The 15,440-nt window shown below is 61.3% G+C and carries 18 protein-coding genes and 2 pseudogenes; 11 read left to right on the top strand and 9 right to left on the bottom strand.

Translation table 11 applies throughout. The annotated features are described in order from the left end of the window. Positions 1 to 59: 59 nt before the first annotated feature. Entirely contained in the window at positions 60 to 740 is a 681-nt protein-coding gene (locus tag BJI47_RS20240) for a hypothetical protein (RefSeq protein ID WP_125458774.1), read from the bottom strand. A 238-nt stretch (positions 741 to 978) separates the two neighbouring features. On the opposite strand from BJI47_RS20240, the gene BJI47_RS24330 reads away from it, so the two are divergent. Both BJI47_RS24330 and BJI47_RS24325 read left to right on the top strand, forming a co-directional pair. Then, positions 979 to 1,389 carry a hypothetical protein gene (locus BJI47_RS24330; RefSeq protein WP_217808568.1) on the top strand — a complete coding sequence of 137 codons (411 nt, stop codon included), beginning with the start codon at positions 979 to 981 and terminating at the stop codon, positions 1,387 to 1,389. 198 nt (positions 1,390 to 1,587) lie between these two features. Beyond that, positions 1,588 to 2,133, top strand: coding sequence for a hypothetical protein (locus tag BJI47_RS24325; protein ID WP_217808567.1), 546 nt, complete (start codon positions 1,588 to 1,590; stop codon positions 2,131 to 2,133). A 127-nt stretch (positions 2,134 to 2,260) separates the two neighbouring features. Here BJI47_RS24325 and BJI47_RS20230 read toward each other — a convergent pair whose 3' ends face one another. Continuing rightward, positions 2,261 to 3,337 (bottom strand): hypothetical protein, encoded by a 1,077-nt coding sequence (locus tag BJI47_RS20230; protein WP_125458773.1) that lies wholly within the window; start codon positions 3,335 to 3,337, stop codon positions 2,261 to 2,263. Positions 3,338 to 3,735: 398 nt separating this feature from the next. Here BJI47_RS20230 and BJI47_RS20225 point away from each other — a divergent pair, with 398 nt between their 5' ends. Then, a complete protein-coding gene (locus BJI47_RS20225) occupies positions 3,736 to 4,158 on the top strand; it encodes a hypothetical protein (RefSeq protein ID WP_088945435.1) in 423 nt (140 codons plus the stop codon). A gap of 263 nt (positions 4,159 to 4,421) precedes the next feature. Here BJI47_RS20225 and BJI47_RS20220 read toward each other — a convergent pair whose 3' ends face one another. Continuing rightward, on the bottom strand, positions 4,422 to 4,988 hold the full coding sequence (locus BJI47_RS20220; RefSeq protein WP_088945434.1) for a putative immunity protein: 567 nt from the start codon (positions 4,986 to 4,988) through the stop codon (positions 4,422 to 4,424). Between the two features lie 218 nt (positions 4,989 to 5,206). On the opposite strand from BJI47_RS20220, the pseudogene BJI47_RS25070 reads away from it, so the two are divergent. Continuing rightward, positions 5,207 to 5,680, top strand: a pseudogene (locus tag BJI47_RS25070) (DUF5677 domain-containing protein); the annotation flags it as partial. A 43-nt stretch (positions 5,681 to 5,723) separates the two neighbouring features. Further along, positions 5,724 to 6,092: pseudogene (locus tag BJI47_RS20215) on the top strand (DUF664 domain-containing protein); the annotation flags it as partial. 113 nt (positions 6,093 to 6,205) lie between these two features. Here BJI47_RS20215 and BJI47_RS20210 read toward each other — a convergent pair. Genes BJI47_RS20210 through BJI47_RS20200 form a run of 3 tightly spaced genes read right to left on the bottom strand, consistent with a single transcriptional unit; the run spans position 6,206 to position 10,019 of the window. Continuing rightward, complete coding sequence (locus tag BJI47_RS20210; RefSeq protein ID WP_088945432.1) at positions 6,206 to 6,565, bottom strand: hypothetical protein; 360 nt, start codon at positions 6,563 to 6,565, stop codon at positions 6,206 to 6,208. Between the two features lie 47 nt (positions 6,566 to 6,612). Then, positions 6,613 to 8,061, bottom strand: coding sequence for a GTPase (locus tag BJI47_RS20205; protein ID WP_088945431.1), 1,449 nt, complete (start codon positions 8,059 to 8,061; stop codon positions 6,613 to 6,615). After that, positions 8,058 to 10,019: a dynamin family protein gene (locus BJI47_RS20200; protein ID WP_254900710.1), complete on the bottom strand. Its 1,962-nt coding sequence runs from the start codon at positions 10,017 to 10,019 to the stop codon at positions 8,058 to 8,060. Before BJI47_RS20200 ends, BJI47_RS20205 begins: the two co-directional genes overlap by 4 nt. A gap of 283 nt (positions 10,020 to 10,302) precedes the next feature. On the opposite strand from BJI47_RS20200, the gene BJI47_RS20195 reads away from it, so the two are divergent. Then, a complete protein-coding gene (locus BJI47_RS20195) occupies positions 10,303 to 11,574 on the top strand; it encodes a hypothetical protein (RefSeq protein WP_254900709.1) in 1,272 nt (423 codons plus the stop codon). 326 nt (positions 11,575 to 11,900) lie between these two features. After that, on the top strand, positions 11,901 to 12,113 hold the full coding sequence (locus BJI47_RS20190) for a hypothetical protein (RefSeq protein ID WP_088945430.1): 213 nt from the start codon (positions 11,901 to 11,903) through the stop codon (positions 12,111 to 12,113). Between the two features lie 126 nt (positions 12,114 to 12,239). Here the strand turns inward: BJI47_RS20190 and BJI47_RS20185 are convergent, their stop codons facing one another. Beyond that, entirely contained in the window at positions 12,240 to 12,602 is a 363-nt protein-coding gene (locus tag BJI47_RS20185) for a hypothetical protein (RefSeq protein WP_125458772.1), read from the bottom strand. A 368-nt stretch (positions 12,603 to 12,970) separates the two neighbouring features. Here BJI47_RS20185 and BJI47_RS24225 point away from each other — a divergent pair, with 368 nt between their 5' ends. From BJI47_RS24225 to BJI47_RS20175, 3 genes are all read left to right on the top strand, one after another. Next, complete coding sequence (locus BJI47_RS24225; protein WP_176224985.1) at positions 12,971 to 13,126, top strand: hypothetical protein; 156 nt, start codon at positions 12,971 to 12,973, stop codon at positions 13,124 to 13,126. Continuing rightward, positions 13,127 to 13,489 (top strand): hypothetical protein, encoded by a 363-nt coding sequence (locus tag BJI47_RS25065; RefSeq protein WP_176224984.1) that lies wholly within the window; start codon positions 13,127 to 13,129, stop codon positions 13,487 to 13,489. It begins immediately after the preceding gene. 209 nt (positions 13,490 to 13,698) lie between these two features. Next, positions 13,699 to 14,292 carry a GNAT family N-acetyltransferase gene (locus BJI47_RS20175; protein WP_088945427.1) on the top strand — a complete coding sequence of 198 codons (594 nt, stop codon included), beginning with the start codon at positions 13,699 to 13,701 and terminating at the stop codon, positions 14,290 to 14,292. A 15-nt stretch (positions 14,293 to 14,307) separates the two neighbouring features. Here BJI47_RS20175 and BJI47_RS20170 read toward each other — a convergent pair whose 3' ends face one another. Further along, positions 14,308 to 14,532: a hypothetical protein gene (locus BJI47_RS20170; protein WP_176224983.1), complete on the bottom strand. Its 225-nt coding sequence runs from the start codon at positions 14,530 to 14,532 to the stop codon at positions 14,308 to 14,310. Between the two features lie 98 nt (positions 14,533 to 14,630). Beyond that, on the bottom strand, positions 14,631 to 14,816 hold the full coding sequence (locus BJI47_RS24795; RefSeq protein WP_125458775.1) for a hypothetical protein: 186 nt from the start codon (positions 14,814 to 14,816) through the stop codon (positions 14,631 to 14,633). Between BJI47_RS24795 and BJI47_RS20165 the strand changes: the two genes are divergently transcribed. Beyond that, on the top strand, positions 14,791 to 15,440 hold a 650-nt coding region (locus BJI47_RS20165), incomplete at its 3' end, for an HNH endonuclease family protein (RefSeq protein WP_254900711.1). The two genes, BJI47_RS24795 and BJI47_RS20165, sit on opposite strands and share 26 nt — an antisense overlap.

Genomic DNA, 15,440 nt, shown 5'->3' with positions numbered 1-15,440 from the left:
CATCCTTCCAGCGGAACCATCGATCCCGCTATCTCGGTGTCCACCATCCGGGGGGAGCCTCACTCGTCGACGACGACTCCAAAGTTGCTACCCCTCGTTTGAACGTAGCTGAGGTCTAGATCCAGTTCTTCGAGCCGATCAATCAGATGTTCCGAGAGCGTCTCTGCCAGCTTCTCCGCAGTGTCGATCGGGGAGAGAGACAGCAGGCTGTCCGCGTATCGACTCAGTTCGTACGGGTGGTGCTGCTGCTCTGGATAGAGCGCGTCCAGTTCCGGGGTGGGCACGCTAAACGCAATCGGCACGCCAGACGTCGAACTCCGTCGCATCAGGTCGCAGACGACGTACGTGTAGATCTTCGCTGCTGCCTCGACGGTGGCCGGCCGTACTTTGTCGTCGTGGTAGATCTCGTTGCGGTACAGGTGCAGCCGCCTGAGGACGGCGGCGTGAAAGGGACTGAACACATCGTTGCGTTGCAGGTAGGCAACCTTTGGCGCGAACTCACTCTCGATCTTCTCCAGTTCTTCGTCCGACGCCAATTCGCGTTCGAGCTCAACCTTTACGTCCACGAGCTTTCGCGGCAATTCATCGTCGTCATCGAATTGTGTCGGCTGCTCTTCGGTCTCGCCGCGCTCTAAAGCGGCGCACACTGACTCGTAGTAGCCCTGACCGAGGTGGTTCAGAGAGAGTCTGCTGTCACACTCCCGCTTGAGTAGCAGTTCGGCTGTGTTGTCGAGAAGCATCAGACTAATCCGCCAGCGGGACACGCCCCCTTGGTGGAGTAGTCGGTTCGATTCCGAAACCTGCACCACGAGCCGTTCAACGCTGTCCATATTCGTCCGATCGTCCGCCTGTCGACATCACAGTATGTTCAGTGGGACGCAGCAACGTCACCGCCTCGCGGGCGAATCCGAGTCGAGAACCAGCAGGGCCTGGCGGAGCATGGACTCCACGTACAACGCCGATTCAGAAGGACCGAGGATGAGTTCGAGCTACGCAAGGCTGCCCGACCACCATCTGGCCGTGGCGGCGACGCTCGCGCACGCCGACGAGCTCATCGGAGAAGTCGCCAGCCTCCTCTTCGACCATCAGACGCAGCCGGAAGGAACCATCCAGCTGCGAGAGGTGCCGATGGCCACGCACAGTCAGACTGTCGTAGTGGGCATGTCGCCGATGCCGCGCAAGGTCGTCCTACTGGTCGCCGACGCCCTGGTCGTCCTACGAAACGCGATCGAGCACACCTTGTTCGCGGAGGTCGAGTACCGCGATGGCACACTCGACGAGAAGGCGGCCAACGTCGTCGAGATGCCGGCGGCGCAGACCTACGATGCATTCGACGCATGGCTGAAAGGCCGCACAAAAAAACGGGCCCCCCTCTATGCAACGGGGTAGTGAGTTGATCAAGCGCATCGAGAGGCTCCAACCCTTTCACCGGGCGGTGAGCTCGCATGATCACCCGATGGCGCTGCTAACGTCGCACACGAACCATCGAAGCACCGAGCACCAGCGGTCACGGCCGTCCGCCTCGCAGCCATCCATCGCGAGGACCTTGCGCCGCCGTCATTAGCAGATGTCGAGCGTCGTCCGGAGGTGCCTTTGCAGGCCGGAGAGGTGATCGCGGAGACTCCCAGAGGGCAGCACATCCCTGTCGCGCTCTTCCCGACCATCGGTATCAACCGGCCCGGTACCGAGCGCTGGCCGGTGCTGATGAAGGAGCTCGACGAACTCGCCACGTGGGTACGGACTCAGGCAGTACCACGGCTGATCACCGGGATCGAACTGCCGGCACCACCCTTACCTGCTCGGTACGAGATCTCGGTCGGACGTGAAGATGAGCGCAGCGCGTTGCCAAGCGGGTTGGCGACATCTGCAGCACAATTCGATAGCGATCGCCTAGGGGCCGCGGCTGTTCGGCCTGAGATGGTCGAGACCATCGTCCAGATGGGTAACTCACCGAGCGCTGCGCAGATCTCGGCATGGCTGGAGAGTTTGTCGGATCAGGATCTCGCTCAGATGCGGGAGCTGAGAGTTACGGCTACGTACGAACCGGAGATCGTTCTAAGCAACTTCGCGGTGCTAGGGCAGATGCGTGACGATGCCCGAGGGTTCTCGGGGCTACCGGTGGACGGGGCATAGGAACTGAGGTCAGGTCACCGACACCTTGCGCCCCGATGCGGATGGCTCGAACTACCTGGTCGATCTCGCTTTAGCGAGAGGCTCGGAGGCAACCCATGTCATCGCGTACAGCCGGACTCTGCCGTGTCTATGGCGAATAGGGCACGAGGGCGTTCATGCGTCGCGCCCGGCGTATGAGGTAGGAAAAACCTGCGGGATAGCCTTCGTTTCGCTCCATCTCCACCAGTCTGTGCCAGGTAATAGCTGTTTTCCCGTCTACCCAATCCTTGTCCCAGCCTCCGCTTGGAGCGGCTGTCGTCCACGTCCCGATGTCGTGACGGCATTGGAACACTGCGCCCTGAACAACGTGCGGGAAGTTGTCGTTACGGTTGACCGTGTTCTCCAAGACGTCGCCTGCCACGTATGAATATCCGGCGGTCATATCGAGACTGAGCTGCTCGACAGTCTCGACGAATGGCGCGTAGGAAAGCCCATCTACAAACGTGTGGCCAAAAACATACCGAATCCCATCACGAGTGATCTGACCGCAAATGACTCGAACGTCGCCGTTGGGGCGCCGCCCATTGAGCCATGCACGCGCGGTCACCTCCTCCGACGGTTCCTCGGGATGAAGTCGATCTCGCACACCGGGTTGGTCCATCAGCGGAAAGTCGGTCCACTCACCCCGTGAGTCCCGGTGGGGGATGTTGGGTGCGACGTCAGAGAAGAATTTGAGAGTGTCCAGCATCGTCTCGGTGACATTCACGCCCAGCAGCGACGCATCGTAGTCCGGCTTGAGCTTCTGTGTCCCCCGGTGCAATTGGGCGTGGACCGCGGCCGGAACCTCATCCCAGAACAAGTAAGCCCGCAGACCGCTGGCACCCCCGATCAAGGTGTGCTCGGCCCTGGGTTGAATTACATGAGATATATGCTCTACGACGTTTCTCACGTATTTCACACCTCGGATGACGCTTGCGCCGGGGTGTCCACCACTGACGATGTTCTTGTACGTCGCGGCGTCAGTACCCTTGCTCAGCAGCTCGTTGACGGTCTGTGCGGCGACCAAGAACCTACGTACAGGTGTACCGAGATCGTCAATGCTCACATTGCGGGCAGTCTGCCCGTAGTAGTCAGCAGCGGCGGTCTGCGCGTCGCGCATAGCCGCCCGGAGTGCGGGGAGTTCGGTGGCAGCAACATTTACTTGTGTGGAAGTGCTACGCGGCATGAGGTCCTTCTTTAGTCGAGAACTACTGCGGCCGACAGCGGCAAGCCCTTCATCGGCGGAAGCTCCGCCTTTCAATCCAGATTGTCAGTCTCTGCGGCACCCGCCCCTACCGCTTCGTCGAGCATGGCATCAGTCAACGGTCCCGGCGGCATACCCAGGACACGGTGCAGCGCGGTTAAGGTCATGCTCGAAAGCATAGGGACGAGCAACGACACCGCTGACGGGAGCCGGTGTCCGAGTCTCGCCGACTTCCTCGGCATGCGCCTGAGTCGTTTCCTGCGGGTTTAAGTGTGCGTTTTGACCATCGTCAGAACGGACCATCACCAACCGGATAAACCAAACTGAGGCAAGAATCTAGAGTAGGCCGTCAGATAATTACACAACTCCGAAGGAGATCCATGGCTAGCGAATCTTGCCCCGTTTGCGGCGAAGAGGCTGACGCCGATGTGCTGGACCCCCATGGCCACTTCACTGCAGGTGATGATGACCTGAGGCTGGAGAGTGAGTCGGACGACGAAGAGGACGACCTCCAGTCGCTGAAGCAGGACGAAAACTACAGCTTCACGTACTCCTTCGAATACATCGCGAAGAATTACGGGGACGGTAAGTACGACATTCACACAGCGGACATGTTCGTCCAGGTCGATTGGAGTGATGCGCAGGCCGGATATGTCATCTCCTACGACGTTCCCGACATCGCAAAAATCGACCCGGAGCAAGGGAACAGTGGTGCGGAAGGCTTCTACGAGTCTTCCGTCTATGACCGGCTGATGAGCGACCTGGAAAGCCTCGATATCGGGCCGCAAATCATCGCCACCTAGTCGTGCTGGTCTACTGCGGGGCAGATCCATATAGCACGCTCCGAGTAGGCCAGTCCTTACCGTTCTAAGGCTCAATCTGTGCCGGTGTCTAACCTGACGCGCGGTGGTGGAAGTTCACCGATGTGCTGTCGTGACTGCTCACCCGGTCTTGCATGAATCTCAGGCCGACCTATTATCGGGCCGTTCCAGACGAGACCGTCTGAGTCGCTTCCTGCGGATTTGGGGGCCGTTTTGACCATCGCCACACCGGACGGGGAACACCGTCAATTCGGGAAGACCGGTTTCGGTCCCGAGTTTGAGTGTCGCAGGTAGGTGTCAAGCGCGCTCATGATCTGTGCGAGTCTGCCGGTTCCACTTGGCCCCAACGGGTACCGGTTCAACACGTCTCGCAGTTTGGGGGTGGCGCGCTGAGCAGCTGAGATAATCGCGCCCATGGCCGCGGCCTCATCGCCACCCGCTTTCAACTCGGCCACCCGAGCGGCGCACGCCGCGGAACGCAAGATGTGGCCGACCTGAGTCGCTTTGGTGATCGGGTGAAGGTATGCGGCTGCGGCCGCGTCTCCACATGCTTGTGCTGCAAGTCGTGCGGTCTCGCTAGTTGCTTCTTTCGAGGCGCGGTGTGCAGCGAACGCGGTCGTTCGTTGAAGGTTGGTTCGTGGTGCTCCGTTCGCGAATGTCAGTGCTGCGGCCAGCGCTAAGCGTGGGCGCGGGTCGTCCGGAAGTTCGGCTTCAAAATCCAGCAGTACCGTCTCGGCGCTGTCTGCGGCGAAACGCGCAACGACGCGCAACTCGTCCATCGTCAAGGCGAAATCGCCAGGTATTTGTCCCATCGCCCCATCGTCCAATGCGCTTGTAGGAATCGGAAGCCTGAGTCAACGCCTATTGCCCGGACCGCCCTCAGATCGCTCCTGCGGGTTTCGGTGTGTGTTTTGACCATCGTCATACCGGACGAGTGCGAACGGGCTACTGAGAAAGATTGTGTCAGTTTCAGAAGAAGGCTTCACGGTTTGCTGGGGGTTAGCCCTGATTGCAGTCGTCTTCTGAAATTATGTATGCGGAAGTGGACTTCACGATCAGTCATCACCACGCCAAGGGTGTGTGTCAGGGGACCATGCAAGCTGCTGTTTTGCTTGCCCGACAGGAATTGGGTCACCTAGCCGTGACCTTCGTGCGCGCCTCGCTTGAGGACGTGATGTACCTTGAATTCCTCGTGTCACTCGACTTGGCCGATTCGCAGAAGCTGTTCACGTTGCTCGGCATGTGGGATTCCCTGCGGTCACTTATCGCGCAGCGTAACTACATCGGCAATGAGGAGATGGCACAACTCTGTTACCCCAAGGCATTCCTCGACTCGAAGGTCGCCGACCGGGAGAAAATCAAGACGGAGTTGAAAGCTCTGCAGAAGCAGTACAACTGGAGCGGAGGAATGTCGCCCTCTGGCAACTGGATCGCGGAGCGGGCTGGCAAGCGGAAGCTGTACGACTACTTTCATGCGGCGACCAGCCGCGCACTACACTTCTTAGCCGGAGAGATCTTTCGCCGGGGTTGGGGGCACCCCGTCGCTCACAACACCGATCGCGTTGATCAAGCATGCTGCAGCAGCGGAACACATTTGGTTCCAACGGCATTGGGCCGGGTTCAGCGAGTCCGACTGCGATGGCTACTCCCGCCGCGACGTAGGAACCTTCACCGTCGGTAACCACGAGACGGTAGCCGACGTCATCGTCGAGTTCGAGCGAGCCAGCAAGCAGTCACGCGACATCGCCTCGCGGTTCGATCTCGACGACACCATCGACCTGCCTACAGAAGGAATCGTCAGCATGCGCTGGACACTGCTGATGATGATTCAGGAGTTCGCCAGGCACGCCGGCCACGGTGACATCCTCCGCGAGCAGATCGACACAGACAGTCAGGGCGGCACCGCACTTTCCTGACAAGCACCGACCGCCCACTTTGAAGTCGTCTTCTGACACCGAGATGTCAGAAGACGACTTCATTCGAGCTCAAATCGCCTGGCAGCCGTGCAATCAACTTCTGAAACTGACATTCACAACGGGGAACCGGGGATCGCCGCGAACGGTTTCGGGTGCACATGCACCCGGCTGTCCGGGAATCCGGCAGCGTCGACGCCCTCGTGCAGTGTCTGCACCTGAGCCGGAGTCCAGTGCTGGGGATGAGTGAGAACGAGATCGTCCGGCGGGGCGAGCACATTGCTCAGCCGAGCGCTTGCCACCGTGACCTGGTCGATGCCATCGAAAATTACCTCGGCGGGAGAACGGGTTCGATCTGTGCCACCGTGGTTCCCGGTCAACGTCAGCGAGTGAACCTGGCACTGCTCGGTGCGGGTCGCCGCGACCACGATGCCGTCGTCGCCGAAATCGATCGTCAACACCACTATGTGGTCCATGTACCGCTACCCCCTGCGCCGATCGTGCATTGGCCGCACTCGATATTTCATCGCAGCATCAGCCCGTAGGTGTGAATCAGAGAGACCAGGGCCGCATCTTCGGCGGAGGTCAACGTCGACAGGGCGCAGGTGTGCACCCAGGTGAGCTTGCGCTGCGCCTCAGCCCGGATGTCGGCGCCCGTAGCCGTCGGGGGCAGCCCCAACGCTGCAGCCGGGTGGGGATATTCGATGAGCCGTCGCAGCTCGGTCGTCACCGGCGATGTGGGATCCGCATCGAGCATCGCTTTGAGATGTCCGAACAGGACAACGGTGTGCAGTGCTGGATCGGTACGCAGCGTGTCGACTATCGCGCGAATACGGCCTCGGTCGGGATGGGTGTACGCGAGTCGCTCGAGTTCGCCGATGATCCGGCCGGCACGATGCAGGTGCGCGAAACTGCCCAGGTGATACCTCAAGACACTGCGCAGTCTCGGGACGCCGGATCGGGCTACGAGCCAATCGTTGAGTGCAGCTGCGCCGCCGCGCGCGATGGTGCGGCCGTGGACGATGCCGTATTCGCCCAGTAGATCCAGGAGCCTGTTGCGGACCTCGATCGACACCGATCCACCGGCGCCGATGCCATCCGAGGCATCGTGAGCGCCGGAATCGAGGAGATCGATCAGATCGAAGGGCTCGATGTCGACCAACGCTGCGAGCGCCCTGGTGTCCTGCTCGGTCACTGCACCAGTGTGAGAGGTCTCGGCGAGCAGCCCCGCGATCGGCAGAACCGTCATGACGGTCTCCGAGAGCTGCGCTGCGAGGGTGGCCGCATGATGCTCGGCGTGCTCGAGTGGATCCCGGCCGCCGAGAGCCCCTTCGCCGAATCCGTCTGCGCGCGAAAGCACACCGAGTGTGGTCAACGGTGTGAAGCCGAGATGGCGGAGGAAGTCGAGCTCGTCGGCGCGCGGCGCAGAGTCGAACAGAAACACTGCGGCGTCGGCATCGACGGAGGCCGTACGTGTCTGCTCGAAACCATCGATGAGCACCCGGCGGGTCCGGGTCTCGTTCTCGGTGGTCAAGGTGGCCAGCCCTGGCGTGTCGATGAGCGTGTAGTCGCGGATCGCGGCCGATGGAAGTCGCCGGTGCAGGTAGGCGATCTCGTGGGGCGCAATGTCCAGGGCGGTGATGGCGCCTCGGACGGTGTCGACGGGGCGGCGGGTGCCATCGAGCAGAACTGCCTCGGTGCGGGCCGGGGCACCGTCTTGATACACCGAGACAATGGCGGTGGCTTCCAGCGCTGCGGTGTCGGCAACAGACGCACCGATCAGGGCGTTGACCAGGGTGGACTTACCAGCCTTGAGACGTCCCACGACGACTATGCGCGGAGGTGACCACAAGATCTCACCGATGCGATTGGCGTGGGCAGCGAGATCGGGGCCCACGGCTGCCAGTGCGTGCAGCGCCCGGTCGAGAGCGGCGCGCACCGGGTCCAACGCCGGCCCCGCCGGGGCGTTCACTGCACACCTTCGGCGGTGACCATCTGCCGATCGACGGCCGAGCGTGCGGAGGCGGGGGCGGAAAGTTCGACGATGAGCCCCTCGACGCGGGTGATGTTGCCGCGGACCACTTTCAGATTTCCTTCGAGACGAGCCAGTTTCTTCTCCCGTGTGGCCTTATCGGTGCGGGCGCTGTCCTGGGCGTCCTTGATCTGCTCCTGCAAATGCGCGATGGAGGTCTTGAGGTGTTCGCGGTAGCGGATCACGATCTCCGGGCGGGCCTGTGCGAGCGTCGAATCGATCATGCGGGTGGTGGTGGTCTTGGTGGTGGCGATGGTTTCCCTCAGCCACGTCAACAGATTCGTTTTACCCGCGCGCATGGCACGGAATCCGATGTTCAGTCCCACCCAAGCGACGCCGACGACGGCGCCCACTCCGATGATGGTCGACACGCCGATGATGCCCCCGAGCATCGAAGAACCCATGACACCCATCGTGAGCATCGACGGGTCGAGCAGCCCCTGACGCTTGCCTGTGACCTGATGGGTCTCGATCGTACGGTTGGATAGCACTGTGACCACTTGCCCGTAGATCTGCTCCCACACGACATCCGAGTCGAATCGTGGGGCAACGATCTCGTTGTAGAGCTGTTCGAGGAACACCGTCACGGACCCGGCCATCGCCGATTGGAAATCCTTCTCCATCTCGGCAGTGAAGTGCTGCGGATTCCTGCGCAGTACGTCCATGCCGTTCTTGTTGATCCGTGTCGTCCACTTCTCACGGATCTCGTCGAGTCGGCGATCGAGTTCATCGGTGGCGCTCTGGCGGATCAGCGTCAGATCCCGCTGCAGGTACTGCTCCCACTCCTGTGAATGATCCTTTATCGATTGCAATTCCTCGAGCTTCGCTGTGAGATCCGGAACGACGGCGGCACTGTCGGTGATCCCGGCGATCTGCGTCTCCATATCGCCGGCGAGGGTCCGCAAACCGCCGAGGGAGGTTCGCAGGCCATTGGCAACCGGCATGTACTGCGCGCCGGCAAGTTTCGCATCGATCAGAGTGCGCAGTGCAGTGATGCCGGAACGCTGCTCGGCGCGGTCACGACCTGGACCGGGGGCCATCTCGGCGGCAACGACCGCACGCAAGCTCGACACACCCAGAACCGGTACGTCGCGGCCGAGGTGCTCGCGGAGCAACTGCTTGTCGTTTTCGACGATCGGCGCCCACCTGCGTACGTTCTTGTCGGTTTTGGTGACCACCACGATCAGCGCTTCGGTGGCGCTGCCGGCGGCGGCCGCGAAGCTCATCTCCGGGGCGGTGAGCGGGGTGGTGGCATCGCAGACGATGACCAGTACACATGCCTGAGCTGCCGAAGATGTTGCCAGTGCTGCGTAGGACGGGTCGAGCCCGCCGACACCGGGGGTGTCGATCACCGTCAACCCCGGCATTCGGTGACCGGGCACCGCAACTGCTGCGCGCGTCGGCAGCTCGTCGAGTGCAGTGTTCGCGACATGGATGCCTTCGCACGAGACCCAGTCCGCGAGTTCGGATGCAGGGATCTCGACGCCGCGGCCCGGGTAGAGCAGCCGCGCTGTCCCGGCAGGAAGATCCTCGGCGGCATCGCCGAACGCGATGGTCGTCGAGGTGGTCACCTCCACCCCGACAGGAGAAAGATCGCGGCATCCGACCAGTGCGTTGACCAGTGAGCTCTTGCCGCGTTTGACCTCGCCGACAACGACCACAGAACGGGACTGTTGATTGTCCGCTGCGCGTTGTTCGGCGAGATCGCTGATGGCGTCGTAGCCGAAGGGCCGCAAGATTTTGCTATTGACTGTCTCGAGTAGAGCGTCGGCACGCTGACCCAACGGTGCGACGGTCGCGGCTGCTCTGCCCGGGCTGGGGTGTTCGCTTGCAGTGCGAGGAGAGTCGGCTACGCCGACGTTGCCGGCGGCGGTGCGGTCACCGGTGCTGTCGGCCACGTATCTTCCCCCCGGAATACTCGTTACTCGATGCCATTGCGTCTTGCCTGTTCGCACTCGGGCGATGCAGCGCCGACTGTGTGCCGGTCAGACCTTAACGCCTCGGCGGATGCGAGTGCATCGGAGCACCCGCGTCGGAGGCGCTGGGGGACGCCGCAGTGCGGCGTTCGAAATAAGACGGGAACCTTTCGCCCCCGAGCTGCATCCAACTATCACAGACATCGTCTCGTTCTGGCGGCCTTTCTACAGGCCGGACCGAGACCTCGAGAAGGGACGTTCGACCGTGCGAACAAAGACATGGATGGTGCGCGTCGGCGCATTGGCCTGTGCCGGAGCACTCCTCACCGGATGCAGCACCGATGGCAGCGCGGACGGTGAGCCGGTCGCCAAATCCGGCGGTGACAACGCTGCCGTGGATCCTGCCGGTCTCGACACCGGCTCGTACCCCACCGATCCGGCACCGGAATACGGACGCGCCGCTGACGACACGATCCTCGACGTCGAAACGCAGCGCCTCGCCGAATTCACTGTCGCCCCATTCGAAGTAGACCCTGGACTGTCGAAGGTGGGGATGCCGACGATGGGCCTGCGTAGCTCCGCGAACATCGGAGTCATCATCAACGGCGGCGCACCGGACATCGCCAAGAAACACGACTTTCTCTACGGCTACTCCACTACAGCCTCGACGCCGGTCCCCACAGTGACCGACCCGTCACGTTCGATCGTGCACGTAGTGATGCGGTTCGCTACCGCCGAAGGTGCCACCGCTGCTGCACGGGAAATCCACAACGACCTCATCACAGTCGATTCGGACGACACCGGACTCGACAAGCCCGAGACCATCGCAATACTGCCCAACACGCTCGTCTCGACGTCCGAGCACAATTTCAACGCGGGCCCGGAAGTCTCCGTCAACGCTTTCACCGCCCACGGAACCTACGTGCTGTACACCTACGCGAGCGCGCCAGCAGACCAGAAGGACTGGACTGCAACCGCTGTGGCCAAGGCATTGGACCTACAGGGCCCGTTGATCGATCAGTTCCCGGCCACGCCGACCAAAGAACAGCGCGGCGACAAGCCCGCCGAACTGCCGGTGATGGACCAGGACAAGATTCTGATCTACGCCATCCCCGAAGAAGACGACGAAAGCCAACTCGGCAACGACATGGCCGCGTACGGCCCCCGGGGCATGGCGCACCGTTCCACCAACCCGCCGCTGACCTACCGCGTCCTCACCGAAGCCGGGTCGAAGAACAACGCCGTATACAAGACCACCGTCTACCGCGCATCCGATGATGAAGGTGCACAGAAGATCATGAACGAATTTCACAATGACCTGACCAGTCAGGGATACACCGAAGCCCCCTCACCGCAGGGCCTCCCCGACGCCCGCTGCGTCACCAAAGACACAGTTCAAGGCACCCAGGACTACTGCATGATCGCCAACGGCCGGTATGTCGGGGAAGCATCCGGCCTCGACAACAAAAAAGACGTCGACCAGCAGATTTCAGCGCAGTACCTCATCCTCGCCAAGGCCGATCAGAACGCAAAATAAAACCGACCACCCCAAGACTGCTTACCCTCCACCTTTAGTTAAGGGTGAGAGAGCGAGCTATCGCGGATACGGCAGAAGATGCGAGGGGGAGGAGCAGTCGACCTCCCCCTCAGACGGCCAAACACCCCTCCCCAACTTGTTCGACGCAGCGCAGACTCGAACGGTTCCGCAATTAGAGAAAATCTTTCAGTCAGGATGCTCGTGCTCGCATACACCCCCGGCGCAGAAGGTGGGGCGGTCCCGATCGAGCACATCCTGGGCTCCGAGCTCGAAGAAAAAATTGCCCACGCTGGAACCCAACAGGTCCCCGGCGCGTCCAAACAGATGTGGACGATGATTTTGAATACCGAAAGACCAACGCGGACAAGCCACGGCCGAGGTCCGCAGTCGACAACACCGTCTCACTGCTGCGAAACAGGGGCGTCCGCGAGCGGTGGGAACACACGCCAGGTGTGCCGGACTATCTTCGCGAAGCCCTCGAAGAGCTCGAAGCGCTTCATCTCGAGGAGCGAGCACTCGTCGAAGCCTGCGTCGACTGAAAGAATGGTTGCGCGGTAGTTGATCGTGCGTGTTGCACCGACTACCGGAGCTTTCGGGTGAGGTTACCTCCGAGATCCAACCGCTATCGCAGAGAGCGGCAGCCGGCCGCCCCAAATATCGGATGTTCAGAACATCGACAACTGCGCATCGTCGATAAGCTTGCGTTTGGTCCGAGGTCGGGTAGCTGGGGTCATCTGCCCGACCGTCGTCGGATTCGGCGAGACCTGATGTGTTGAGATCCCAGCCCTGTCAGCCAGTATTGCCCGCACACGTATACGCCGAGCCTGCTGTGCGCGACCTTCGCTGCTGTCGCGGTTCGCCCACTCCGACTGCCAGGCCGCAGACCCGGCCGTCGGCGCAGCCAGCGCCCGGTCGGTCAATCGATCGAGCAGGATATCGATCTTCTCGGCCAAAGATTGCGCTAGCTCGTCGAGAACCGCGTCCGGCACGCCTGCCACATCGCTGCGCCCTATCCTCGCCTCGACCATGCCTCGCACTCTAAAGGTGCTATACGACAACAGGGTGGGCCGGCTCCCCACCACAGTCACCTGGACTGCTCGCCCGCGTTGCTCGATCTTCCATTCACTCGAACGTTCAACAAAATGGAACCGAATACCTCGCGGATTCGTCCAACTCGGTATGGAAGATGATTGGTACTACCGACAAGCACTTCTCGACGAGGGGTACGACCCCGACGACCCCCATATGAGAGCCGCGATTGCCGATATCGTCGCTTTACTGCAGCGCATAGGTAGGCAGGAGCGCGAAGCAGCGCAGTTTACCGACCTCCGTGTTCCGCCGAGTGTTGCCGGAGGGCAGCTCACACATTTTTCGTGGCTCCGAGGATGGATAGGAGGTGGCAACACAAAAGGGTGATCGGCATCAGCCGGTTCCCCTGTTTCAAGTAACCGAGGTGATCACGCGTCAGAGCTTCGTGCGGTATTGCTATCGCTACTCGGACGCAGCGTCTCGACTTCAGGCCGTCGCTCAGGCGAAACTCGTCGAATGCTGATTGCGGGAGATAAGGCTTCGTGAGTACCTCGATCAGATGGCCCGCCGGGTCTTTGAAGTAGACGCCTCTACCGTCGTGATGGTGGTTGATCTGCCTCTTTTGGGTTTGGTGTGGGTCGGCCCAATACATGATTTCTCCAACCGAAAGCCGTTTGACGACAACGTCGAACAGGTCGTCGGTGACGCGGAAAGCGTAGTGCTGTGGCTGGATCTCGTCGACCGGCGGTTCCGCGAACTGGATGAGTGCCCCGTCGCTGAGCTGGACGTTCGTGAACGGCCCCACGATGGCGCTTCCGGTAGGTCGAACAACCAACGAAAGAATGCAGCTGACGCCGACCGGTCTTTCGAGACGACGATGGTGTGATCGAACGTGATGGTCATGAGTGTCTGCCTCCTGGGCAGTTCCACGCCTCCATGCCTGACGCTGTCCGTCATCGACACGCGACGCTGGCGATGATCCTGCCAACCAGAGCGTGTGCTTGCAAGCCGTGCCTTTGACGGCGTTGTCTCGCCGAGAACGGTTAGTCGGGTAGGTGTTGCTCAACGTGATGACGCTGTACCAGGATTGACTTTGTGCCCATCCTGGTCGAACCGTCGATCCCCGAGGGATCGTTGTTCGGGATTGAACAACCCGTGATCGAGGTGTCGCGGTCGGTTTCACTCCGGCCGTGGGTGAACGGTGACGCCGCAGCGGTGATGGAATTCTTTCAGGACCCACTCATCCAACGATGGCACGTCAAACGTGCTGATTCGATCGAGGAGGCAGCAGGATGGATCGGAGGGTGGCAGTCTGAGTGGCTCAAAGAATCCGGAGCCCATTGGGCTGTGGTTGATTCAGGTTCGGACCGCCTACTCGGTCGTATCGCATTGAAAAATATTGATCTCTATGACGGGACGGCCGATCTGGCGTACTGGATGGCCGCATCTGCGCGCGGGTATGGAGTGTGCCCGAATTCCGTTGTTGCGTTAGCAAGATGGGCCTTCGACGAAGTGGCCTTCAACCGACTCGAACTCGAACACTCAGTAGACAATGCTGCGTCGTGTCGCGTTGCGGATAAGGCCGGATTTCAGACAGAAGGCATCCGCCGCGGATCAGCACGCCATGCAGACGGGTGGCATGACATGCACGTACACAGCTTGCTCAGGGGAGACTCAACCCCAGGCTGAATCGGATCCAGGTCTTCAGGCGAGCGTGATTAAGGCCGTCTGCATGTTGCTGCCCACATTGAGATCCGCCACCGCCGGATTCGCACCCAAATTGCGCCCACCCTCACCGGAGCAGAACGACACGCCCGCACCCGGCACATCTCCGAAGGTGACTTCGACGAGTGAGATGACCATCGCGTCGATGAGCCCGAACCCGATCCAATGCGACAACCACTGCCCCGCCGATAACGGCGAAGGCATTTCGAATGTATCGGCCGCTATCAGCGGTCCTACTACGATGTCGACCGACCTCGTTGTGCCCATTCCTGCCTTTGGAGAACTACTGTGTCTGATTTTGATTATTCGCCGCCTGCACCAACCGCATCGAAGGGGAGACGGAAGTGGCCGTGGGTCACCGGTGCAGTCGTGTCCGGCTTGCTGGTCATCGGTGTGGTGGATCCGACCGGGTCGAGGGACACCGCCGCGCAGGAGGCAGCCGTAGCGGCAGCATCCGCCACGATGACCAGCACCTCGAAAGCTGCCATCGCTACAACATCGCCCGTGGCTCCGAGCTCCGCCGCAACTACACCCGAGTCGATGCTCGCACCCGTACCGGTGGCGTTGGCGGTCGAGAACGCGGACGGCGCGAACGCTGCCCTGAGCATGCTGGCGACCGTGCCGATCAAGGGGCGAGCCCCGAAGACCGGGTACGACCGAGAGATGTTCGGGCAGGCCTGGACCGACGATGTCACCGTCGAAGGTGGTCATAACGGCTGCGATACGAGGAACGATATTTTACGTCGAGATCTCACCGCGATCACCGTGAAGCCGGGGTCCAACGGATGCGCGGTACAAACCGGCACCCTGGCCGATACGTACACCGCAACCACCATCAGCTTCGTCCGCGGCACCGACACCTCCAGCGCTGTGCAAATCGACCACATGGTCGCCCTCAGTAATGCCTGGCAGACAGGTGCTCAGCAACTCGACCCGGCCACGCTGAAGAGCCTGGCGAACGACCCGCGCAACCTGCAGGCCGTCGATGGCCCGGCGAACCAGCAGAAGAGCGACGGCGATGCCGCGACCTGGCTCCCCAGCAACACCGCATACCGGTGCACCTATGTTGCTCGGCAGGTCGAGGTGAAGGCCGCCTACGGACTGTGGGTCAC

This window comes from Rhodococcus sp. 1168 (assembly GCF_002091955.1).
Taxonomy (GTDB): Bacteria; Actinomycetota; Actinomycetes; order Mycobacteriales; family Mycobacteriaceae; genus Rhodococcoides.
The sequence above is the reverse complement of the archived record's forward strand: the minus strand, read 5'-3'. Positions and strand labels throughout refer to the sequence as shown.

Excerpts from the sequence above, each read along its gene's own strand:
- BJI47_RS20240 (WP_125458774.1), bottom strand. The coding sequence starts at position 740 with ATGCTTCTCGACAACACAGCCGAACTGCTACTCAAGCGGGAGTGTGAC.
- BJI47_RS24330 (WP_217808568.1), top strand. The coding sequence starts at position 979 with ATGAGTTCGAGCTACGCAAGGCTGCCCGACCACCATCTGGCCGTGGCG.
- BJI47_RS20230 (WP_125458773.1), bottom strand. The coding sequence starts at position 3,337 with ATGCCGCGTAGCACTTCCACACAAGTAAATGTTGCTGCCACCGAACTC.
- BJI47_RS20225 (WP_088945435.1), top strand. The coding sequence starts at position 3,736 with ATGGCTAGCGAATCTTGCCCCGTTTGCGGCGAAGAGGCTGACGCCGAT.
- BJI47_RS20220 (WP_088945434.1), bottom strand. The coding sequence starts at position 4,988 with ATGGGACAAATACCTGGCGATTTCGCCTTGACGATGGACGAGTTGCGC.
- BJI47_RS20210 (WP_088945432.1), bottom strand. The coding sequence starts at position 6,565 with ATGGACCACATAGTGGTGTTGACGATCGATTTCGGCGACGACGGCATC.
- BJI47_RS20185 (WP_125458772.1), bottom strand. The coding sequence starts at position 12,602 with ATGGTCGAGGCGAGGATAGGGCGCAGCGATGTGGCAGGCGTGCCGGAC.
- BJI47_RS20170 (WP_176224983.1), bottom strand. The coding sequence starts at position 14,532 with ATGCCTTCGCCGTTATCGGCGGGGCAGTGGTTGTCGCATTGGATCGGG.
- BJI47_RS24795 (WP_125458775.1), bottom strand. The coding sequence starts at position 14,816 with ATGGCAGCTTTCGAGGTGCTGGTCATCGTGGCGGATGCTGCCGCTACG.